The sequence below is a fragment of the Streptomyces collinus genome (assembly GCF_031348265.1).
GTDB lineage: Bacteria > Actinomycetota > Actinomycetes > Streptomycetales > Streptomycetaceae > Streptomyces > Streptomyces collinus.
The window spans coordinates 3,384,263-3,401,293 of record NZ_CP133771.1 but is presented as its reverse complement, the minus strand read 5'-3'; the positions used below and the strand labels follow the sequence as shown (position 1 = coordinate 3,401,293).

The 17,031-nt window shown below is 72.3% G+C and carries 14 protein-coding genes; 11 read left to right on the top strand and 3 right to left on the bottom strand.

Going from position 1 to position 17,031, the window contains the following annotated elements:
- The first annotated feature begins 244 nt into the window (after nt 1–244).
- From RFN52_RS15355 to RFN52_RS15310, 10 genes are all read left to right on the top strand, one after another.
- Nucleotides 245–817: a YqgE/AlgH family protein gene (locus tag RFN52_RS15355; protein WP_184846923.1), complete on the top strand. Its 573-nt coding sequence runs from the start codon at nt 245–247 to the stop codon at nt 815–817.
- Between the two features lie 29 nt (nt 818–846).
- Complete coding sequence (locus RFN52_RS15350; protein WP_033308193.1) at nt 847–1,122, top strand: DUF3039 domain-containing protein; 276 nt, start codon at nt 847–849, stop codon at nt 1,120–1,122.
- A 211-nt stretch (nt 1,123–1,333) separates the two neighbouring features.
- On the top strand, nt 1,334–2,632 hold the full coding sequence (locus RFN52_RS15345; protein WP_184846921.1) for an extracellular solute-binding protein: 1,299 nt from the start codon (nt 1,334–1,336) through the stop codon (nt 2,630–2,632).
- Between the two features lie 35 nt (nt 2,633–2,667).
- Complete coding sequence (locus RFN52_RS15340) at nt 2,668–3,636, top strand: carbohydrate ABC transporter permease (protein WP_311240957.1); 969 nt, start codon at nt 2,668–2,670, stop codon at nt 3,634–3,636.
- Nucleotides 3,633–4,478 carry a carbohydrate ABC transporter permease gene (locus RFN52_RS15335; protein ID WP_184846919.1) on the top strand — a complete coding sequence of 282 codons (846 nt, stop codon included), beginning with the start codon at nt 3,633–3,635 and terminating at the stop codon, nt 4,476–4,478. The genes RFN52_RS15340 and RFN52_RS15335 overlap by 4 nt, the downstream gene beginning before the upstream one ends.
- Before the next feature lies 1 nt (nt 4,479).
- On the top strand, nt 4,480–6,102 hold the full coding sequence (locus RFN52_RS15330; protein ID WP_184846917.1) for a beta-N-acetylhexosaminidase: 1,623 nt from the start codon (nt 4,480–4,482) through the stop codon (nt 6,100–6,102).
- 311 nt (nt 6,103–6,413) lie between these two features.
- On the top strand, nt 6,414–7,307 hold the full coding sequence (locus RFN52_RS15325; protein WP_107455252.1) for an FAD binding domain-containing protein: 894 nt from the start codon (nt 6,414–6,416) through the stop codon (nt 7,305–7,307).
- Nucleotides 7,304–9,556 carry a 2Fe-2S iron-sulfur cluster-binding protein gene (locus RFN52_RS15320; RefSeq protein ID WP_184846915.1) on the top strand — a complete coding sequence of 751 codons (2,253 nt, stop codon included), beginning with the start codon at nt 7,304–7,306 and terminating at the stop codon, nt 9,554–9,556. The genes RFN52_RS15325 and RFN52_RS15320 overlap by 4 nt, the downstream gene beginning before the upstream one ends.
- Nucleotides 9,553–11,871 (top strand): xanthine dehydrogenase family protein molybdopterin-binding subunit, encoded by a 2,319-nt coding sequence (locus RFN52_RS15315; protein ID WP_184846913.1) that lies wholly within the window; start codon nt 9,553–9,555, stop codon nt 11,869–11,871. Before RFN52_RS15320 ends, RFN52_RS15315 begins: the two co-directional genes overlap by 4 nt.
- A 208-nt stretch (nt 11,872–12,079) precedes the next feature.
- Nucleotides 12,080–13,246 (top strand): SUKH-4 family immunity protein, encoded by a 1,167-nt coding sequence (locus RFN52_RS15310; protein WP_184846911.1) that lies wholly within the window; start codon nt 12,080–12,082, stop codon nt 13,244–13,246.
- A gap of 11 nt (nt 13,247–13,257) precedes the next feature.
- Here RFN52_RS15310 and RFN52_RS15305 read toward each other — a convergent pair whose 3' ends face one another.
- From RFN52_RS15305 to RFN52_RS15295, 3 genes are all read right to left on the bottom strand, one after another.
- Complete coding sequence (locus tag RFN52_RS15305) at nt 13,258–14,478, bottom strand: LAETG motif-containing sortase-dependent surface protein (protein WP_184846909.1); 1,221 nt, start codon at nt 14,476–14,478, stop codon at nt 13,258–13,260.
- 123 nt (nt 14,479–14,601) lie between these two features.
- Nucleotides 14,602–15,402 carry a MerR family transcriptional regulator gene (locus RFN52_RS15300; RefSeq protein WP_184846907.1) on the bottom strand — a complete coding sequence of 267 codons (801 nt, stop codon included), beginning with the start codon at nt 15,400–15,402 and terminating at the stop codon, nt 14,602–14,604.
- Nucleotides 15,396–16,169 (bottom strand): alpha/beta fold hydrolase, encoded by a 774-nt coding sequence (locus tag RFN52_RS15295; protein ID WP_184846905.1) that lies wholly within the window; start codon nt 16,167–16,169, stop codon nt 15,396–15,398. Before RFN52_RS15295 ends, RFN52_RS15300 begins: the two co-directional genes overlap by 7 nt.
- A gap of 137 nt (nt 16,170–16,306) precedes the next feature.
- Here RFN52_RS15295 and RFN52_RS15290 point away from each other — a divergent pair, with 137 nt between their 5' ends.
- Complete coding sequence (locus RFN52_RS15290; protein ID WP_373308481.1) at nt 16,307–16,975, top strand: HAD family hydrolase; 669 nt, start codon at nt 16,307–16,309, stop codon at nt 16,973–16,975.
- Nucleotides 16,976–17,031: the final 56 nt, after the last annotated feature.

Sequence of the window (17,031 nt, the reverse complement as noted above, 5' to 3'; positions counted from 1 at the left end):
CGTTCCATGGAGTCGGGCAGGGGCCAGGAGGGAAAGGGTAATCGCCCACCACCCCCCTTCCGTAAGCCTGAGTGAGACCCAGCCACGTCATAGCTCTGTCACAACACGAACCGTTCCGTGCCGGGCACATGGGGTCACGGCCGGTTTCGTGCGCGTGGGACGCATCAGTGCGCCCTGAGCTGCGTTCCCTCCCTGTGCCGCATTGCCTCCCCAAGCGAAGGGGGAATGCGGGATCATGTCTGCCATGACCGAGGTGTCCTCGCTCACAGGGCGGTTGCTCGTGGCCACCCCCGCCCTGGCGGACCCCAACTTCGACCGCACGGTGGTGCTGCTCCTCGACCACGACGAGGAGGGCTCCCTCGGTGTCGTCCTGAACCGCCCCACCCCGGTGGACGTGGGCGACATCCTGGAGGGCTGGGGAGATCTCGCCGTGGAACCGGGCGTCGTCTTCCAGGGCGGCCCGGTGTCGCTGGACGCGGCCCTCGGGGTCGCGGTCGTTCCCGGCGGTGCCTCCGGCGAGACCACCCCGCTGGGCTGGCGCCGGGTACACGGCGCGATCGGCCTGGTCGACCTGGAGGCCCCGCCCGAGCTGCTGGCCTCCGCCCTCGGCTCCCTGCGCATCTTCGCCGGGTACTCCGGCTGGGGCCCGGGCCAGCTGGAGGACGAGCTGGTGGACGGCGCGTGGTACGTCGTCGAGTCGGAGCCCGGCGATGTCTCGTCCCCGTCTCCCGAGCGGCTCTGGCGCGAGGTGCTGCGCCGCCAGCGCAGCGAGCTGGCGATGGTCGCGACGTACCCGGACGACCCTTCGCTCAACTGATGCGTGTGAGCTTCAGTACCCTTGGCCCTATGAGCACTCTCGAGCCCGAGCGCGGGACTGGTACGGGGACCCTCGTTGAGCCGACGCCGCAGACCTCCCACGGTGACGGTGACCACGAGCGCTTCGCCCATTACGTCCAGAAGGACAAGATCATGGCGAGCGCCCTCGACGGCACCCCCGTCGTGGCGCTGTGCGGCAAGGTCTGGGTGCCGGGCCGCGACCCGAAGAAGTACCCCGTGTGTCCCATGTGCAAGGAGATCTACGAGTCCATGAGCTCCGGGGACGACGACAAGGGCGACAAGTAGGCCCTGCCCGCGGGGCGTGAAGCCCCCAGGGTGCGTTTTGCGCGCCCTGGGGGCTTTTGTGCTGTCCGGGTGTTGCACGGGGTGCGTCTGCCGGTCACAGAGTGGTTGAGACCTCTTGTGGGCGTGTTCATACAGTCCCTAGCCTCCGATGTGTTGTGCACAGCGAAACCGTCATTGCGCATGTTGCAACACTCTCTCGGAGGAGCACTCCATGAAGCTGTCCGTCCGATGTGCCGGGCTCACCGCGCTCGCCGCTCTCCTCGCCACCGCCTGCGCGCCCCAGACCTCCTCGAACTCCTCCTCCGACAAGGACGAGAAGACCGGCACGCTGCGCGTGTGGCTCTTCCAGGAGGTCGGCAACGCCCCCAAGGAGAAGGTCGTCGACTCCGTCGTCGCCGGCTTCGAGAAGGCCCACAAAGGCACGAAGGTCGTCGTCGAGTACATCCCGATCGACACCCGCGCCCAGCGCGTCAAGGCCGCCTTCAACGACCCCGCCTCCGCGCCCGACGTGATGGAGTACGGCAACACCGACACGGCCGGCTACGTGAAGGACGGCGGACTCCTCGACGTCACGAAGGAGTTCGGCGACTGGAGCGAGGCGAAGGACACCGACCCGACGGCGAAGCAGTCGGTGACGGTGGACGGCAAGCTCTACGGCGCCCCCTTCTACGTCGGCGTCCGCGCGCTCTACTACCGCACGGACGTCTTCAAGGAGCTCGGCCTGTCCGTCCCGAAGACCATGGACGAACTCGCCTCCACCGCCCGCGCGATACGCGCCGCCGAGCCCGAGCTGTACGGGCTGGTGGTCGGCGGCGCCTACACCTACGGAGCGATGCCGTTCGTGTGGGCCAACGGCGGTGAACTCGCCAACGGCAAGAGCGGCTCGTACGCGTCCGGTATCGACAGCCCCGAGGCCCGCAAGGGCATCAAGGCGTACACGTCCCTGTTCGGCGACGACAACTGCCCGGCCGCCAAGTGCGCGGGCATGGGGGGCAACGACACGATCTCCGCGTTCGCGGCGGGCAAGGCGGGCATGGCCATCGGCGGCGACTTCAGCCACACCGCCGTCGAGGCCGGCAAGGTCAAGGGCAAGTACGCCGTCGTCCCGCTGCCCGGGGTGAAGTCCGGCTCGATCGCCCCGGCCTTCGCGGGCGGCAACAACATCGGCGTCCTGAAGAGCACGTCCCACCGCACGCTGGCCGTGCAGCTGATGGAGCAGCTCGCCTCGAAGAAGACCCAGGGCGAACTCTTCGACGCGATGGGCTTCCTGCCGACCTTCACGGACGTCCGCCAGCAGGTCGCGCGGCAGGAGCCGTTCGTGAAGCCCTTCGTGCGGACCCTGTCCGCCGGCACCAAGTTCGTCCCCGCGTCACCCGCCTGGGCCCAGATCGACTCCTCCCTCGTCCTGCCGACGATGTTCCAGGAGGTCATCAGCGGCAAGAAGGACGTCGCGAAGGCCTCCGACGACGCCGCCAAGAAGATGAACGACGCGTTCGGCTCCGCCGGGTGAAGCCGATCAACGACCGCGGTTCCGTGAAAACCCCCATGACCACCGCGGCGCCGACCGTGCGGGCCGGCCGGTCCCCGCGTGAGGCCGTCGACGCACCGGGCCGCCGCACCGCACGGGGGGCCGCCCGCCGCACCGGCGGCCGGACGCCCTGGCTGTACCTCGCGCCCGCGCTCGTCGTGCTGGGCGGGCTGCTCGTCTACCCGATCTACCAGCTCGGGCTGATCTCCCTCTTCCAGTACACCCAGGCGCAGGTCAGCGGCGGTGAGCCGGCCACCTTCGAGGGGTTCGGGAACTACACCGAGCTGTTCGGGGACCCGCGGTTCTGGCAGGTGCTGCTCGCCACCGTGCTGTTCGCGGCGGCCTGTGTCGTCTCCACGCTCGCGGTCGGCTGCGCCCTGGCCGTGCTCCTCACCCGTGTGCGGGCCCTGCCGAGGCTCGCGCTGATGCTGGCCGCGCTGGGAGCGTGGGCGACTCCCGCGGTGACCGGCTCGACCGTCTGGCTGTTCCTCTTCGACCCGGACTTCGGCCCCGTCAACCGGATGCTGGGCCTCGGCGACCACTCCTGGACGTATGGCCGAATCAGCGCCTTCTTCCTCGTTCTACTCGAAGTGGTCTGGTGCTCCTTCCCGTTCGTGATGGTGACCGTGTACGCGGGGATCCGCGCCGTACCCGGCGAGGTACTGGAGGCCGCCTCCCTCGACGGCGCCTCGCAGTGGCGCATCTGGCGCTCCGTACTCGCCCCGATGCTCCGGCCGATCCTGGTCGTCGTCACCATCCAGTCGGTCATCTGGGACTTCAAGGTCTTCACCCAGATCTACGTCATGACGGGCGGCGGCGGCATCGCCGGCCAGAACCTGGTCCTGAACGTCTACGCCTACCAGCAGGCCTTCGCGTCCTCGCAGTACGGCCTGGGCTCCGCGATCGGCGTCGTGATGCTGCTGATCCTGCTCGCCGTCACGCTGGTCTACCTGCGGCTGCTGCGCCGGCAAGGGGAGGAACTGTGAACCTTCCACGCGCCCGTGTGCGCCGCCCGGGCCGACTGGCCGCCGAGGCCTCCGCTCTGCTGATCGCGGTCGTCGTCGCCTTCCCCCTCTACTGGATGGTGCTCAGCGCCTTCAAACCGGCCGGGGAGATCGAGTCGAGCGAGCCCAGGCCGTGGACGCTCGCGCCCTCCCTGGATTCCTTCCGGCGCGTCTTCGGGCAGCAGGAATTCGGCCGCTACTTCCTCAACAGCCTTCTCGTCGCGAGCTGTGTCGTGATCGCCTCCGCGCTCATCGCGTTTCTCGCCGCGACCGCCGTCACACGATTCCGCTTCCGCCTCCGGACCACCCTTCTGATCATGTTTCTGGTGGCCCAGATGGTGCCCGTGGAAGCGTTGACGATCCCCTTGTTCTTCCTCATGCGGGACGCCGGTCAGCTGAACACGCTGGGTTCGCTGATCCTGCCCCACATCGCCTTCTCACTGCCCTTCGCGATCTGGATGCTCCGGGGGTTCGTGAAAGCCGTCCCGGAGGCCCTGGAGGAGGCGGCGTACATCGACGGGGCGAGCAGGGCGCGATTCCTCTGGCAGATCCTTTTCCCGCTCGTCCTGCCGGGTCTCGTGGCCACCAGCGTGTTCTCGTTCATCTCCGCATGGAACGACTTCCTGTTCGCCAAGTCGTTCATCATCAGCGACACCTCGCAGTCGACGCTGCCGATGGCCCTGCTCGTCTTCTACAAGCCCGACGACCCGGACTGGGGCGGGGTCATGGCCGCCTCCACGGTGATGACGATCCCGGTCCTGGTCTTCTTCGTACTCGTACAGCGCCGTCTGGTCTCCGGGCTGGGCGGAGCGGTGAAGGACTGACGTGACCGAACTGATTCCGGCGCCCCGCAGTGCCGTCGCCGGTCCCGGCGAGGTGCGGCTGACGCGCCGCTCCCGGGTCCACGCCGGCACCGGGACGGAAGGCGTCGGCCGCTGGCTGAGCGCCGCCCTCCGGCAGGCCACCGGCCTGCCGCTGTGCGAGGGACGGGACCCCGGCGAAGCGGAGGGCGGCATCGGGCTGCGACTCGGCCCCGGGCTCGGCCCCGAGGAGTACCGCCTCGTCAGCGACGGCAACGGCGTCCTCATCGAGGGCGGCAGCGCGGCCGGTGTCTTCTGGGGCGCCCAGACCCTGCGGCAGCTCCTCGGCCCCGACGCGTACCGCAGGGCCCCGCTCGGCCGCGACCGCGCCTGGACCGTGCCGTACCTGACGATCGAGGACGGCCCCCGATTCCGCTGGCGCGGCCTGATGCTCGACGTCGCCCGGCACTTCATGCCCAAAGAAGGGGTCCTGCGTTACCTCGATCTGATGGCGGCCCACAAACTCAACGTCTTCCACTTCCATCTGACGGACGACCAGGGCTGGCGCATCGAGATCGAGCGGCATCCGCGGCTGACGGAGACCGGCTCCTGGCGCAGCCGTACCAAAACCGGCCACCGGGCCTCGCCGTTGTGGGAGGACAAGCCGCACGGCGGCTACTACACCCAGGACGACATCCGGGAGATCGTCGCCTACGCCGCCGAGCGGCATATCACCGTCGTCCCCGAAATCGACGTACCGGGCCACTCGCAGGCCGCCATCGCCGCGTACCCGGAACTCGGCAACACCGACGTCATCGACACCACCTCCCTCTCCGTCTGGGACACCTGGGGAATCAACCCGAACGTACTCGCCCCCACTGACAACACCCTGCGCTTCTACGAGGGCGTCTTCGAGGAAGTACTCGCTCTGTTCCCCTCGGAGTTCGTCCACGTCGGCGGCGACGAATGCCCCAAGGAACAGTGGCGGCGCTCGGAGACGGCCCAGGCGCGCATCAGGGAACTCGGGCTCGCGGACGAGGACGCGCTCCAGTCCTGGTTCATCGGGCACTTCGACACCTGGCTCGCCGAGCGCGGCCGCCGGCTGATCGGCTGGGACGAGATCCTGGAAGGCGGGCTGGCCGAGGGCGCCGCCGTGTCCTCCTGGCGGGGCTACGCGGGAGGCATCGCCGCCGCCCGGGCCGGCCACGACGTCGTCATGTGCCCCGAGCAGCAGGTGTACCTGGACCACCGTCAGGACCCGGGCCCCGAGGAGCCGGTACCGATCGGGTGGGTGCGCACGCTGGAGGACGTCTACCGGTTCGAGCCCGTTCCGCCGGAGTTGACGCCCGAGGAGGCCCGGCACGTGCTGGGCACGCAGGCCAACCTGTGGACCGAGGTGATGGAGGACCACGCGCGCGTGGACTACCAGGCCTTCCCCCGCCTCGCGGCCTTCGCGGAGGTCGCCTGGAGCGCCCTGCCGGCTCCGGCGGCACGGGACTTCGCCGATTTCGAACGCCGGATGACCGCCCACTACGGGCGGCTGGACGCCCTGGGCGTGGCCTACCGGCCACCCACGGGCCCGCTGCCCTGGCAGCAGCGCCCCGGGGTGCTGGGCCGCCCGATCGACGGGCCCCCGCCCAGCCGGTAGGGCCGCCGCCCAGCCGGTAGGGCCGGCGGTCGCGACGCCGGGCGACCGGTCCTGCCGTCCGTCGCGACCGAACAGCTCGAACAGGCCACGGAAAAAGCGCACAAGGGTCACCGAAAGTGCCAATCGGCATGCACTGGGGAACCTGTGCGAAAACGGACCATCTCGCCGGTGAGGTGGGCGAATGCCTCCTAGCGGACCCGTGTCTTCGGCTCTCGCCAAGATGTGCCAGAGTTGCCACGTCCGCCCTGTCAGCACGTACCGTACGGCAGCACAGGTGGGACCAGGTGGGGCAGCGGGAAGGGGCAGCCGGTTTGACCACGCACGCACCGCAGGCGGGGCAGGCCGTCACGCTGCCCACGACGCTGGACGAGGCCGTCGCGGCGCTCACCGCCATGCCCGCCGCCGTGCCCGTCGCGGGCGGCACCGACCTGATGGCCTCCGTCAACTCCGGGCAGCTCAGGCCCGCCGCGCTGGTGGGACTGGGCCGGATCAGCGAGATCCGCGGCTGGCAGTACCTGGACGGTCACGCGCTGCTCGGCGCGGGCCTCACGCACGCGCGCATGGGCCGCCCCGACTTCGCGGCCCTGATCCCGGCGCTCGCCGCCGCCGCGCGCGCCGCCGGCCCGCCGCACATCCGCAACGCGGGCACCCTGGGCGGCAACATCGCCTCGGCCGCCCCCACCGGGGACGCGCTGCCGGTGCTGGCGGCCCTGGAAGCGACCCTGATCATCGCGGGCCCGGGCGGAGCCCGCCGGGAGATCCCGGTCTCGCACCTGCTGGCCGGGATGGACATGCTGCGCGCCGGCGAACTCATCGGCTACGTGCGCGTGCCGCTGCTGCACGCTCCGCAGGTCTTCCTGAAGGCGACCGGCCGGACCGGCCCGGGGCGGGCGGTGGCGTCGGTGGCCCTGGTCCTGGACCCCGCGCGCCGGGGTGTGCGCTGCGCGGTGGGCGCCATAGCGCCGATGGCGCTGCGGCCCCTGGAGGCCGAGCAGTGGGTGGCCGGCCTCATCGACTGGGACAACAACCGGGCGCTCGTCCCGGAGGCGCTGAACGCCTTCGGGGAGTACGTCGCCGCGGCCTGCATCCCCGACGCGGCGCCGGCCGAGGACGGCTCGGTCGCGCAGCTTCCGCCCGCCGTACTGCACCTGCGGCGCACCGTCGCCGCGCTGGCCCGACGAGCACTGGGGAGGGCGCTGTCGTGACCGACGACCAGCACGGAGAGGGCACGCCCCGGGGCGGCAGCCGCTGGGACCCGCTGCCCCAGGGCGAGTACGACGACGGCGCCACCGCCTTCGTCGAACTCCCCGAGGGGGGCGTCGACGCCCTGCTGGCCGCCGACAGCCCGCTGGCCGCGCCCGGCCATGGCTACGTACCGCCGCAGATAACGGTCAACCCGGCCTCCACGGCCGGAACCGACCCGGCCGCCACGGGCGCGTGGCCCGTACCGGGCCCACCGGTCGACGGGCCGCAGTGGCACGACCCGAACGCCGGGCACCCGCAGCACGGACACGAGCACGGCGCGCACCAGCAGCAGGGCCACGACGTGCCCGAACAGCCGTACGGCGGCCCCGACGCGCCGTACGACCCCGGGACGCCCTACGGCTCCGGCGCGACGGCGCCGCAGCACGGCGGCGACGACCGGTTCACGTACAACCCCGGGGCGACCGGGCAGTGGAACTTCGAGGAGACCGCGGCGGCAGGTGCCGCGCCCGGCCATGACGTGACCGGGCAGTGGTCCATCCCCGTCGCCGGGGGCGACCTTCCGGACGAGTCGGGCGAGTTCACCACGTCCTCGCTGGTCGAGCAGTGGGGCGGCACCCCGCCGGCCACGCTGCCCGGCGGCGCGCCCGCGCCCTGGGCGACCCAGGCCGCGGGCCGGCCGTGGGGGCAGGAATCGCAGGACATGGCCGGGCAGGAGGAGGCCCACCCGGGCTACCCCCACGAGCACGGTCACGAGCAGGACCACGGGCAGCAGGACCACGGGCGGCAGGGCGACGCCGGACCGGCCTCCGGATACGCACCGGAGCAGCAGGCCGCCGGGCCGCTGCCGCGGGAGGAGGGCCCGGGCGAGGCCGGACCCGGACACCCGCACGACGCCCACGCGCCGGGAGCCCACGAGGACACCGGCCCCGCGCACCGGCCGGGCGAGGTCGGCCACGCGCCCGAGCCGCCTGCGGTCGCCGGCCACGCGCCGGAGCCGCCCGGCACGGATCACGCGCCTCAGCCGTCGGAGTACGCGCCGGAGGAGCCTGGGGCAGCGGCCGGCCACGCGCCTGAGCCGTCCCGTTTCGCCGACCACGGGACCGACCACGGGACCGACGTCGGGACGGTCGGGACCGACCACGGGGCCGGCCACGGGTTCGAGCCCTCCGACTTCCCCGAGCACGGACCGGAGGCATCCGCCCCCGACGGTCACGCTTTCGGGCAGCGGTTTCCCGGTGCCCCCGGCGGGTTCCCCGGGGAACCCGCGCCCGAGGCACACCCGGAAGCCCCCGCGCCCCCGCAGGACGCCCAGGAAGCCTCACAGCCCGCTCCCGGCCCCGGTGAGCCCTCCGAGGACGCCGAGGACGCCTCCGGGGCCCCAGAGGCCGCCGACGACCCCTCCGAGCCCGCTGCCGGGGCCCTCCCGGCCTCCGCGGACGCCGACGGCGACACCGGCCCGGAGACCGCCGACGGCGAGAGCCAGGACGACCCGGCCCCGGACGAGACCCAGGCTGCCGGGACGGTGGCCGAGCCGGCCGGCGCCGCCCCCCACGACGTATCGCCCGCCGCGCCCCAGGAGGAACACCCCCTCGCCTCCTACGTCCTGAGCGTCAACGGCACCGAACGCCCCGTCGCCGACGCGTGGATCGGCGAGTCCCTGCTGTACGTGCTGCGCGAGCGGCTCGGACTCGCGGGCGCCAAGGACGGCTGCTCGCAGGGCGAGTGCGGTGCGTGCAACGTCCAGGTCGACGGACGGCTCGTGGCGTCCTGCCTGGTCCCGGCCGTGACCGCGGCCGGCAGCGAGGTCCGCACCGTCGAGGGCCTGGCCGAGGACGGACAGCCGTCGGACGTGCAGCGGGCGCTCGCGCGCTGCGGCGCCGTGCAGTGCGGCTTCTGCATCCCGGGCATGGCGATGACCGTGCACGACCTCCTGGAGGGCAACCCGGCGCCCACCGAGCTGGAGACCCGCCAGGCGCTGTGCGGCAACCTGTGCCGCTGCTCCGGCTACCGGGGCGTGGTGGACGCCGTCAAGGAGGTCGTCGCCGAGCGCGAGACCCACTCCGCGCCCGCCGACGGCGACACCGACGAGGCCCGCATCCCGCACCAGGCGGGCCCGGGCGCCGGTGGCGTGAACGCGTCGGCCTTCGGAGCGCCCCCGGAACCGCGCACCCCGCAACCGCACTCTCCAGAACCGCACTCCCCGGCACCGCACGACCAGCCCTACGGCCAGGACGGAGGCCCCGCGTGAGCAACGAAGCAGCCACCGCCCAGGCCGCACAGGCCGCGGAGGCCGCCCCCGCCCCCGAACCGCTTCCGCACGGCATCGGCGCCTCGCTCCCGCCCGCCGACGCCCGTGCCAAGACGGAGGGCACCTTCCCGTACGCCGCCGACCTGTGGGCCGAGGGCCTGCTGTGGGCGGCCGTGCTGCGCTCCCCGCACCCGCACGCGCGCATCCTGTCGGTCGACACCACCCACGCGCGCGAGATGCCCGGCGTCCGCGCCGTCGTCACCCACGAGGACATCCCCGGCAGACCGCTGCACGGCCGCGGCACGGCCGACCGCCCGGTCTTCGCCTCGGAGATCGTGCGCCACCACGGCGAGCCCATCGCCGCCGTCGCCGCCGACCACCCGGACACCGCGCGCATGGCCGCCGCCGCCGTCATCGTCGAGTACGAGGTGCTCGACCCGGTGACCGATCCGGAGCAGGCCTTCGAAGCGGAGCCGCTGCACCCCGACGGCAACCTGATCCGGCACATCCCGCTGCACCACGGCGACCCGGAGGCGGCCGGCGAGATCGTCGTCGAGGGCCTGTACCGCATCGGCCGCCAGGACCCCGCGCCCATCGGCGCCGAGGCCGGCCTGGCCGTACCGCGCCCGGACGGCGGGGTGGAGCTGTACCTCGCCTCCACCGACCCGCACGCCGACCGCGACGCGGCCGCCGCCGCGTTCGGCCTGGAACCCGAGCGCGTCAAGGTCGTCGTGACCGGCGTCCCCGGCGCCACCGCCGACCGCGAGGACCAGGGCTTCCAGCTCCCGCTCGGCCTGCTCGCGCTGCGCACCGGCTGCCCGGTGAAGCTCACCGCCACGCGCGAGGAGTCCTTCCTCGGCCACGTCCACCGGCACCCCACCCTGCTGCGCTACCGCCACCACGCCGACGCCGAGGGCAGACTCGTCAAGGTCGAGGCGCAGATCCTCCTCGACGCGGGGGCCTACGCCGACACCTCCTCCGAGGCCCTGGCCGCCGCCGTCGCGTTCGCCTGCGGCCCCTACGTCGTCCCGAACGCCTTCATCGAGGGCTGGGCCGTACGTACCAACAACCCCCCGTCCGGCCACGTACGCGGCGAAGGCGCCATGCAGGTCTGCGCCGCCTACGAGGCGCAGATGGACAAGATCGCCAAGAAGCTCGGCCTCGACCCGGCGGAAGTGCGGCTGCGCAACGCCCTGGCCACCGGCGACGTGCTGCCGACCGGCCAGACCGTGACCTGCCCGGCCCCGGTCGCCGAACTCCTCCAGGCCGTACGGGACTTCCCGCTGCCGGCGCTGCCCAAGGACGCCCCCGAGGACGAGTGGCTGCTGCCCGGCGGCCCCGAGGGCGCGGGCGAACCGGGCGCGGTGCGCCGGGGCGTCGGCTACGGCGTGGGCATGGTGCACATGCTCGGCGCGGAGGGCGCGGACGAGGTCTCCACGGCGACCGTGAAGGTCCACGACGGCGTCGCCACGGTCCTGTGCGCGGCCGTCGAGACCGGCCAGGGCTTCACGACCCTGGCCCGGCAGATCGTCCAGGAGACGCTCGGCGTGGACGAGGTGCACGTGGCGCCGGTCGACACCGACCAGCCCCAGGCGGGCGCGGGCTGCCGCGGCCGGCACACCTGGGTGTCGGGCGGGGCGGTGGAGCGCGCGGCCAAGATGGTCCGCACCCAGCTCCTCCAGCCGCTCGCCCACAAGTTCGGCATGTCGACGGAGCTGCTCCAGATCACCGACGGCAAGATCACGTCGTATGACGGGGTCCTCTCGACGACCGTCACCGAGGCGCTGGACGGCAAGGAGCTGTGGGCCACCGCCCAGTGCCGCCCGCACCCGACCGAGCCGCTGAACGAGGCCGGGCAGGGCGACGCCTTCGTGGGCCTGGCCTTCTGCGCGGTCCGCGCGGTGGTGGACGTCGACATCGAGATCGGTTCCGTACGGGTCGTCGAACTGGCCGTCGCCCAGGACGTGGGCCGGGTCCTGAACCCCGCCCAGCTGACGGCCAGGATCGAGGCGGGTGTGACCCAGGGCGTGGGCATCGCCCTCACGGAGAACCTCCGCACGCCGCGCGGCATCGTCCGCCACCCCGACCTGACCGGTTACGCCCTCCCGACCGCCCTCGACGCGCCCGACATCCGCATCGTCCGGCTGGTGGAGGAACGGGACGTGGTCGCCCCCTTCGGGGCCAAGGCGGTCAGCGCGGTGCCGGTGGTGACGTCCCCGGCGGCCGTGGCGTCCGCCGTGCGGGCTGCCACGGGCCGCCCTGTGAACCGGCTCCCGATCCGCCCCCAGGCCGCGGTGGTCACCGAACGGGGCTGAGGGGATTCCGCGGAAAGGGAACGCGCGGGGGTGCTCCGAGCGTCTTGTGAGGTGACGCGGCGTGGTCGCCGGGCGCGCGTCGCTGTTCCGGGGCGTTGTCAGTGGTGGGGCGTACTGTTCTGAGCAGTGGGGAACGGCTGCCGGGCTTCGCCGGGCGGTCTGCCGTGCTCCGCCAGGGGACGGTGAGCAAGCACATGCGGGGGAGCCCATGAGTACGACCGACGCCGGTTCCGCGGTGATCACCCTGACAGAGTCCGAGCTGGACCCGTGGGTGACGCACGCGTCCACGCGGCACTGGCTGACCGGCCCCGGACTGCCCGGCGACAGCGGCGTATTGAGCTTCGCGGAGCTGAGCCGCGAGGGCCTGCGCACGGTCGCCGACTCCACGGGCGACCCGGACGACCGCCTTTCGGCGGAGCTGCGCGAGCAGCTGGTCATCGGCGGACTGCTGGGCCCCGCCGGCCTGGAGACGGAGTCGGTCCTGCTCGACGGCGCGACGGGCGAGATCTCGACGACGTACGTCCTGCACGACCGCCCCGACCTGATGGACCGCCGCCCCCTGGCCCCCTCGCTGCGGACGCTGGTCCGCTTCGCGGAGGCCACGGACGAACTGGCGGGCCTGCGCGGCCAGTTCGCCTCCTATGCGGGCCGCTTCGGCCCCAAGGCGGTGGCGGCGGCGTCCCAGCACCTGCTGGCGGTGTTCCGGGACGGCGCGGACGGCGAACCGGCCCCGTTCTGGAAGATGGCGGCACTGATCCGCCCCCTGTCCCTGGTGGCGGGCCGGGGCGGCGTGTCCGGCCTCTCCCTGGACCTCCCGCACCGCCTCCTGGACCAGGAGTTCGGCCCCGGCAAGGTCGCGCGCTTCGAGGACGTCGACTTCCCCGCGACCCTCACGCACGAACCGACCCGCCGCTTCCTGCGCGAGGTGGGCCTGCCGGAGGACGCCCACGTCTTCTCCCTGGACACGGACGTCCCCCTGGCGACGCTCGCCGAGTACTACTCCGACACCGGCGCACCGGCCGAACTCCCCGCCGGTGCCCACCGCCTGATCCGCCTCGGCCACCTGGTCGAGGACAACAGCCTGGTCGTCGACGGCGCGACGGGCGCGGTCCTGAACTGGAGCGAACCCGAGGCGACGCTGTACCCCCTCAACACCGACGTGTCGACCCTCGCCTTCACGCTCTGGCTGCTGCACCGCGAGCGCGCGATAGACGCCCAGTCGTCCCACGAACTGACGACCGACACCTACGACCAGCTGGCCATGACGATGCTCCAGGTCCTGTCGACGGTGGACCCGACGGGTGCGACCGCCGGCGGAACGGTCCGTCACTACTGGACGGACGCGTTCCAGGACGAGGCGGGCGGGGTGCTCTGACGGCCCTGCCGTCAGGCGGACCTGGCGGCGCTGCGTCGGCGCACGGCGAACACCAGGCCGCCGCCGATCACCGCGGCGGCGGCAGCGGCACCGGCGAGGAGCGGGGTGCCGTCGGAGCCAGTGGCGGCGAGGTTGCCGCCGGTGGTGCTGCCGGTCGTGCTGCCCGTGGAACCACCGGCCGAGGTGCCGTCGGAGGCCGTGGCCGAGGGTGAGGCCGTGGCGCCCGTGCCGCCGGCGGCCTGCCCCTCGGGGGCGTTGCCGTCCCCGCCGTCGCCGGTGCCACCGTCCGCGCCGTCCGAGGGGCTCGGCTCCGGCTCGTAGTCGCTCGGCAGGTCGATGCTGATCACGGCGGTGTTGTTGGCCCGGTTCGTGTCGTACTTCGGGGCGATGTCGTAGACGGACGACGCCTTGACCTCGCCCTTGGTGTCCTGCGCGGACTCCTTGATCTTCAGCGTGAACGTGTAGGCGAGGGACTGACCGACGTCGAGGGTCCCGCCCTGCGGCCAGCACACGTACTTGGGCTTGCCCGGGGTTCCCTGCGGCCCGCTCGGCCCGTCGATCCCGAACGGCGCGCAGTCCTTCGGCACCCCCACGGCGACGGTGCCCGGCGGGATCTGCACCAGCAGGCCCGGAAGGTCGTCGCTCTCCTGGTTCTGCACCCAGCCGGGACCGTCGTTGCGCAGGGTCGCCGTGATCGACTGCTCCTCGCCGGCCAGCGCCTCCATCTCCTCACCGACGGCGACGAGATCGGCGGTGTTGTCCGCGGTCAGGGTGAGCCGCCGGTAGCTGTCGTCGTACCCCTCGCCCGGCGCTTCACCGCTCGCGCTCGTGCCGTACTCGACGGCCTCCATCAGAGCGCTGTCCAGCGCCTTGAACCGGACGGGCGTGGTGACGGAGGCACCGGGCTCGACGACCGTGTCGAGTTCACAAACCGCCTGCCGGATCTGCTCTTTGACGGTCGAGTAGGTGCAGCCCTTCACCTGCTCGGGAAAGTCCAGCCCGCGCGTCAGACGCACCCGGAAGGTGACCCCGTCCACGGCGGCCGTGCCCTTGTTCGTGAGGGTGACGGACTTGTCGTACACCTCGCCCGGCTTGGGAGCCGCCGACGGCAGCGCCGACACGACCAGCTCGGGCGCGCCCTCCTCGGCGTGCGCCAAGGGCGCGGCGACAGCGGGACCGGCGACGGCGATCACGGCGGCGGCCAGGACGGCTGCCGGGGGGCGGAGGTGCACGGTGGTTCTCCTCGTCGGGTTTCCTCGTCGGCCCGGAAGGCACGACGACCGGAGCGTGGGCTACCGGTCATGTTCTGGACACGCGAGGGGTGCTCGGGGTTGTGCACGACTTTGCCCGGAGTCTCAGGACGAGGCGGGCGGGGCGGGGTGGCAACCGGGCGTGCGGCGGAGAGCGGTCCAACCGTCCCAGCCGCGCTGCTTCAGCAACTCGATGAGCCGGCGGGCGGCCGGCACGGTGTCGAAGGCGAGCGTGTCCATCAGCTCGACGAACGTCGGCTCGAAACCGGCCGGGCCGCCGAGGTACTCCTCGCCCCGCTCGTCGGCCAGCTCGGTGAGGTAGGCGGCCACCCGGTCGGCCAGCTCGACCAGCGCCGGGTCGTCGTCACCTCGTCCGAGAGCCTCACTCAAGTCCAAGTAGAAAGCGGTGAACTCCGGGTCCCCGATCTGCTCCTGCTTGCGCGCGATCCACTCCGCCACCCGCCCGGGTGAGCGTGCCGCCAGCGGGATCCAGCCGTCCCGTTCGGCCTGGACGATCCGTTCGTCGACGCCGAGCGCCCGCAGCCGGTCGAGGAACCCGACGACCTCGGAGGGGAGGGCCAGACCGTCCCCCGGAGAGAGCCGGGCGATGCGCTCACGGTGCCGCTGCCGCTCCTGGATCTCGGCCTCCAGCCTCCTGTCGATGTCCGCGACGGCCGTGGCGAACTCCTCCTCACCGGCCTGGAGCAGCTCCCGCACCCGCGCGAGGGGGACCCCGGCCTCGGCGAGGGTACGGATCCGCAGCAGCTCCACGACGGCACCGGCGTCGTACCGCCGGTAGCCGGAGTGGTCCCGCTCGGGCTCGGGCAGCAGTCCCTTGGCGTGATAGTGCCGCACAGCGCGGACGGTGACTCCGGCGTACGCCGCCAGCTCGCCGATGGTCAGCATGGAGCCAGTCTGCTCCGGATGATCTCGGCGACGTCAGGGGCATGCGTGAAGACCAGCCGGTGGTCGGCGTCGATCCAGTCGGCGGAGATGTGCGGCTGCTCGTGCATGAGCCGCTCCACACCGGCACGCCACAGGCGGTTGTGCCGAGGGGCGCGCCCTTCGAGGCTGTCGCCGGCGATCGCAGTGGACATGATGGCGTGCACGGGCAGGTCGATCTTCTGATACCGGTCGAGGATCCCGCCGCGGACCACGTCCATCTCCTTGCCCAAGCCGAAGATGTCCTCGGCGGTGAGCGACCCGTGACGTGCCGCCTCGGCCTCCGCGATGGCCCGGAACTCCGTGAGGTCGGCGTCGGTGAGGAACGGCTCCGGCAGCGGATTCGCCCCGTCGATGAGCACGAGCCCGGCGATGGTCCCAGGACACGCGGCCGCATAGTGCACGGCCAGGTCCGCGCCCAGGGAGTAACCCACGAGCACAGGTGACGAGGGCAGGTCGAGGTCCGCCAGCACGGCGACGAGGTCACCCAGGAAGGCATCGAAGGAGTACCGCTCGGCGGGGGAGGCGAGACCGTGCCCCCGGAGATCGAAGGTCACGACATCGTGATCGCGCCGCAGCAGCGAGACCAGCTCGTACAGGTCGGCCTGCGTGCAGTTCAGTCCCGGACACAGCACCAAGGGGCGCCCCCGGCCGTCACGTGACACCGGGATGGAGACACCGTCGTGCCGAACGGTGTAGCACCGGATGCCGCTGTCGCTTCTCACAGTCATGCGGACATGCTGGAGGGCTGACCGTGCGTCAGGGTCAATCCCGGGTGGGGAGGGCGATCCGATCGGCGGGCGTCCGGCGATGGAGGCGGGCGCTTCTGTCCCTGAATCGCCTGTCGGCCGTCTGGCAGGATCGACGCGTGACCAGTGGACCTGGGCGGCCGGACCGCATGAAGTACGTCCTGTTCGACGTCGATGGCACATTGATCGACGCGGTGAGCAACCAGCGCCGGGTCTGGGAAACCTGGGCGGAGCGCTACGGGCTGGACGCGGACGAGGTGTACCGGGTGGCCCTGCGGACACGGCCCATGGAGACGTTCGCCCAGGTCGCTGCCGACCGTGACCCCAGCGAGTGCCTGGCCCTGCTGCATGACTTGGAGGACGAGGACGTCCGGTCCGGCGTCTATACGGCTTTCCACGGCGCGTCGGAGTTGCTGCACGGTCTGCCGCCGGGGGCCTGGGCGCTGGTGACCTCGAACTACGAGCACCGGGTGCGCGGCCGTTTCGAACGGACGGGCCTGCCTGTGCCGGAGGTGATCGTCGACGCGGCCGCTGTGGAGGAGGGCAAGCCCTCGCCGGTGCCTTATCTGCAGGCTGCCGCACGGCTCGGTGCGTTGCCGGCGGACTGCTTGGTCATCGAGGACGCCCCGTCCGGAGTGCGGTCCGGGATACGCGCCGGTATGACGGTGTGGGGCGTGAACGCCGCTGCCGCGGTGGAGGGCGTGCATCGCCACTTCGCCAGTCTGCGCGAAGCGGTCCCGCACATCCTGGCCTGGACGTCCGGGCCGCGAGGGAGTGCCGCTGTCTGAGCCCGCGCTGCTTCGGCGTCACCAGGTCGGCGCCCCGGGGGCCATCCCATCCATGC

Excerpts from the sequence above, each read along its gene's own strand:
- RFN52_RS15300 (WP_184846907.1), bottom strand. The coding sequence starts at position 15,402 with ATGCTGACCATCGGCGAGCTGGCGGCGTACGCCGGAGTCACCGTCCGC.
- RFN52_RS15350 (WP_033308193.1), top strand. The coding sequence starts at position 847 with ATGAGCACTCTCGAGCCCGAGCGCGGGACTGGTACGGGGACCCTCGTT.
- RFN52_RS15355 (WP_184846923.1), top strand. The coding sequence starts at position 245 with ATGACCGAGGTGTCCTCGCTCACAGGGCGGTTGCTCGTGGCCACCCCC.
- RFN52_RS15295 (WP_184846905.1), bottom strand. The coding sequence starts at position 16,169 with ATGACTGTGAGAAGCGACAGCGGCATCCGGTGCTACACCGTTCGGCAC.
- RFN52_RS15310 (WP_184846911.1), top strand. The coding sequence starts at position 12,080 with ATGAGTACGACCGACGCCGGTTCCGCGGTGATCACCCTGACAGAGTCC.
- RFN52_RS15345 (WP_184846921.1), top strand. The coding sequence starts at position 1,334 with ATGAAGCTGTCCGTCCGATGTGCCGGGCTCACCGCGCTCGCCGCTCTC.
- RFN52_RS15340 (WP_311240957.1), top strand. The coding sequence starts at position 2,668 with ATGACCACCGCGGCGCCGACCGTGCGGGCCGGCCGGTCCCCGCGTGAG.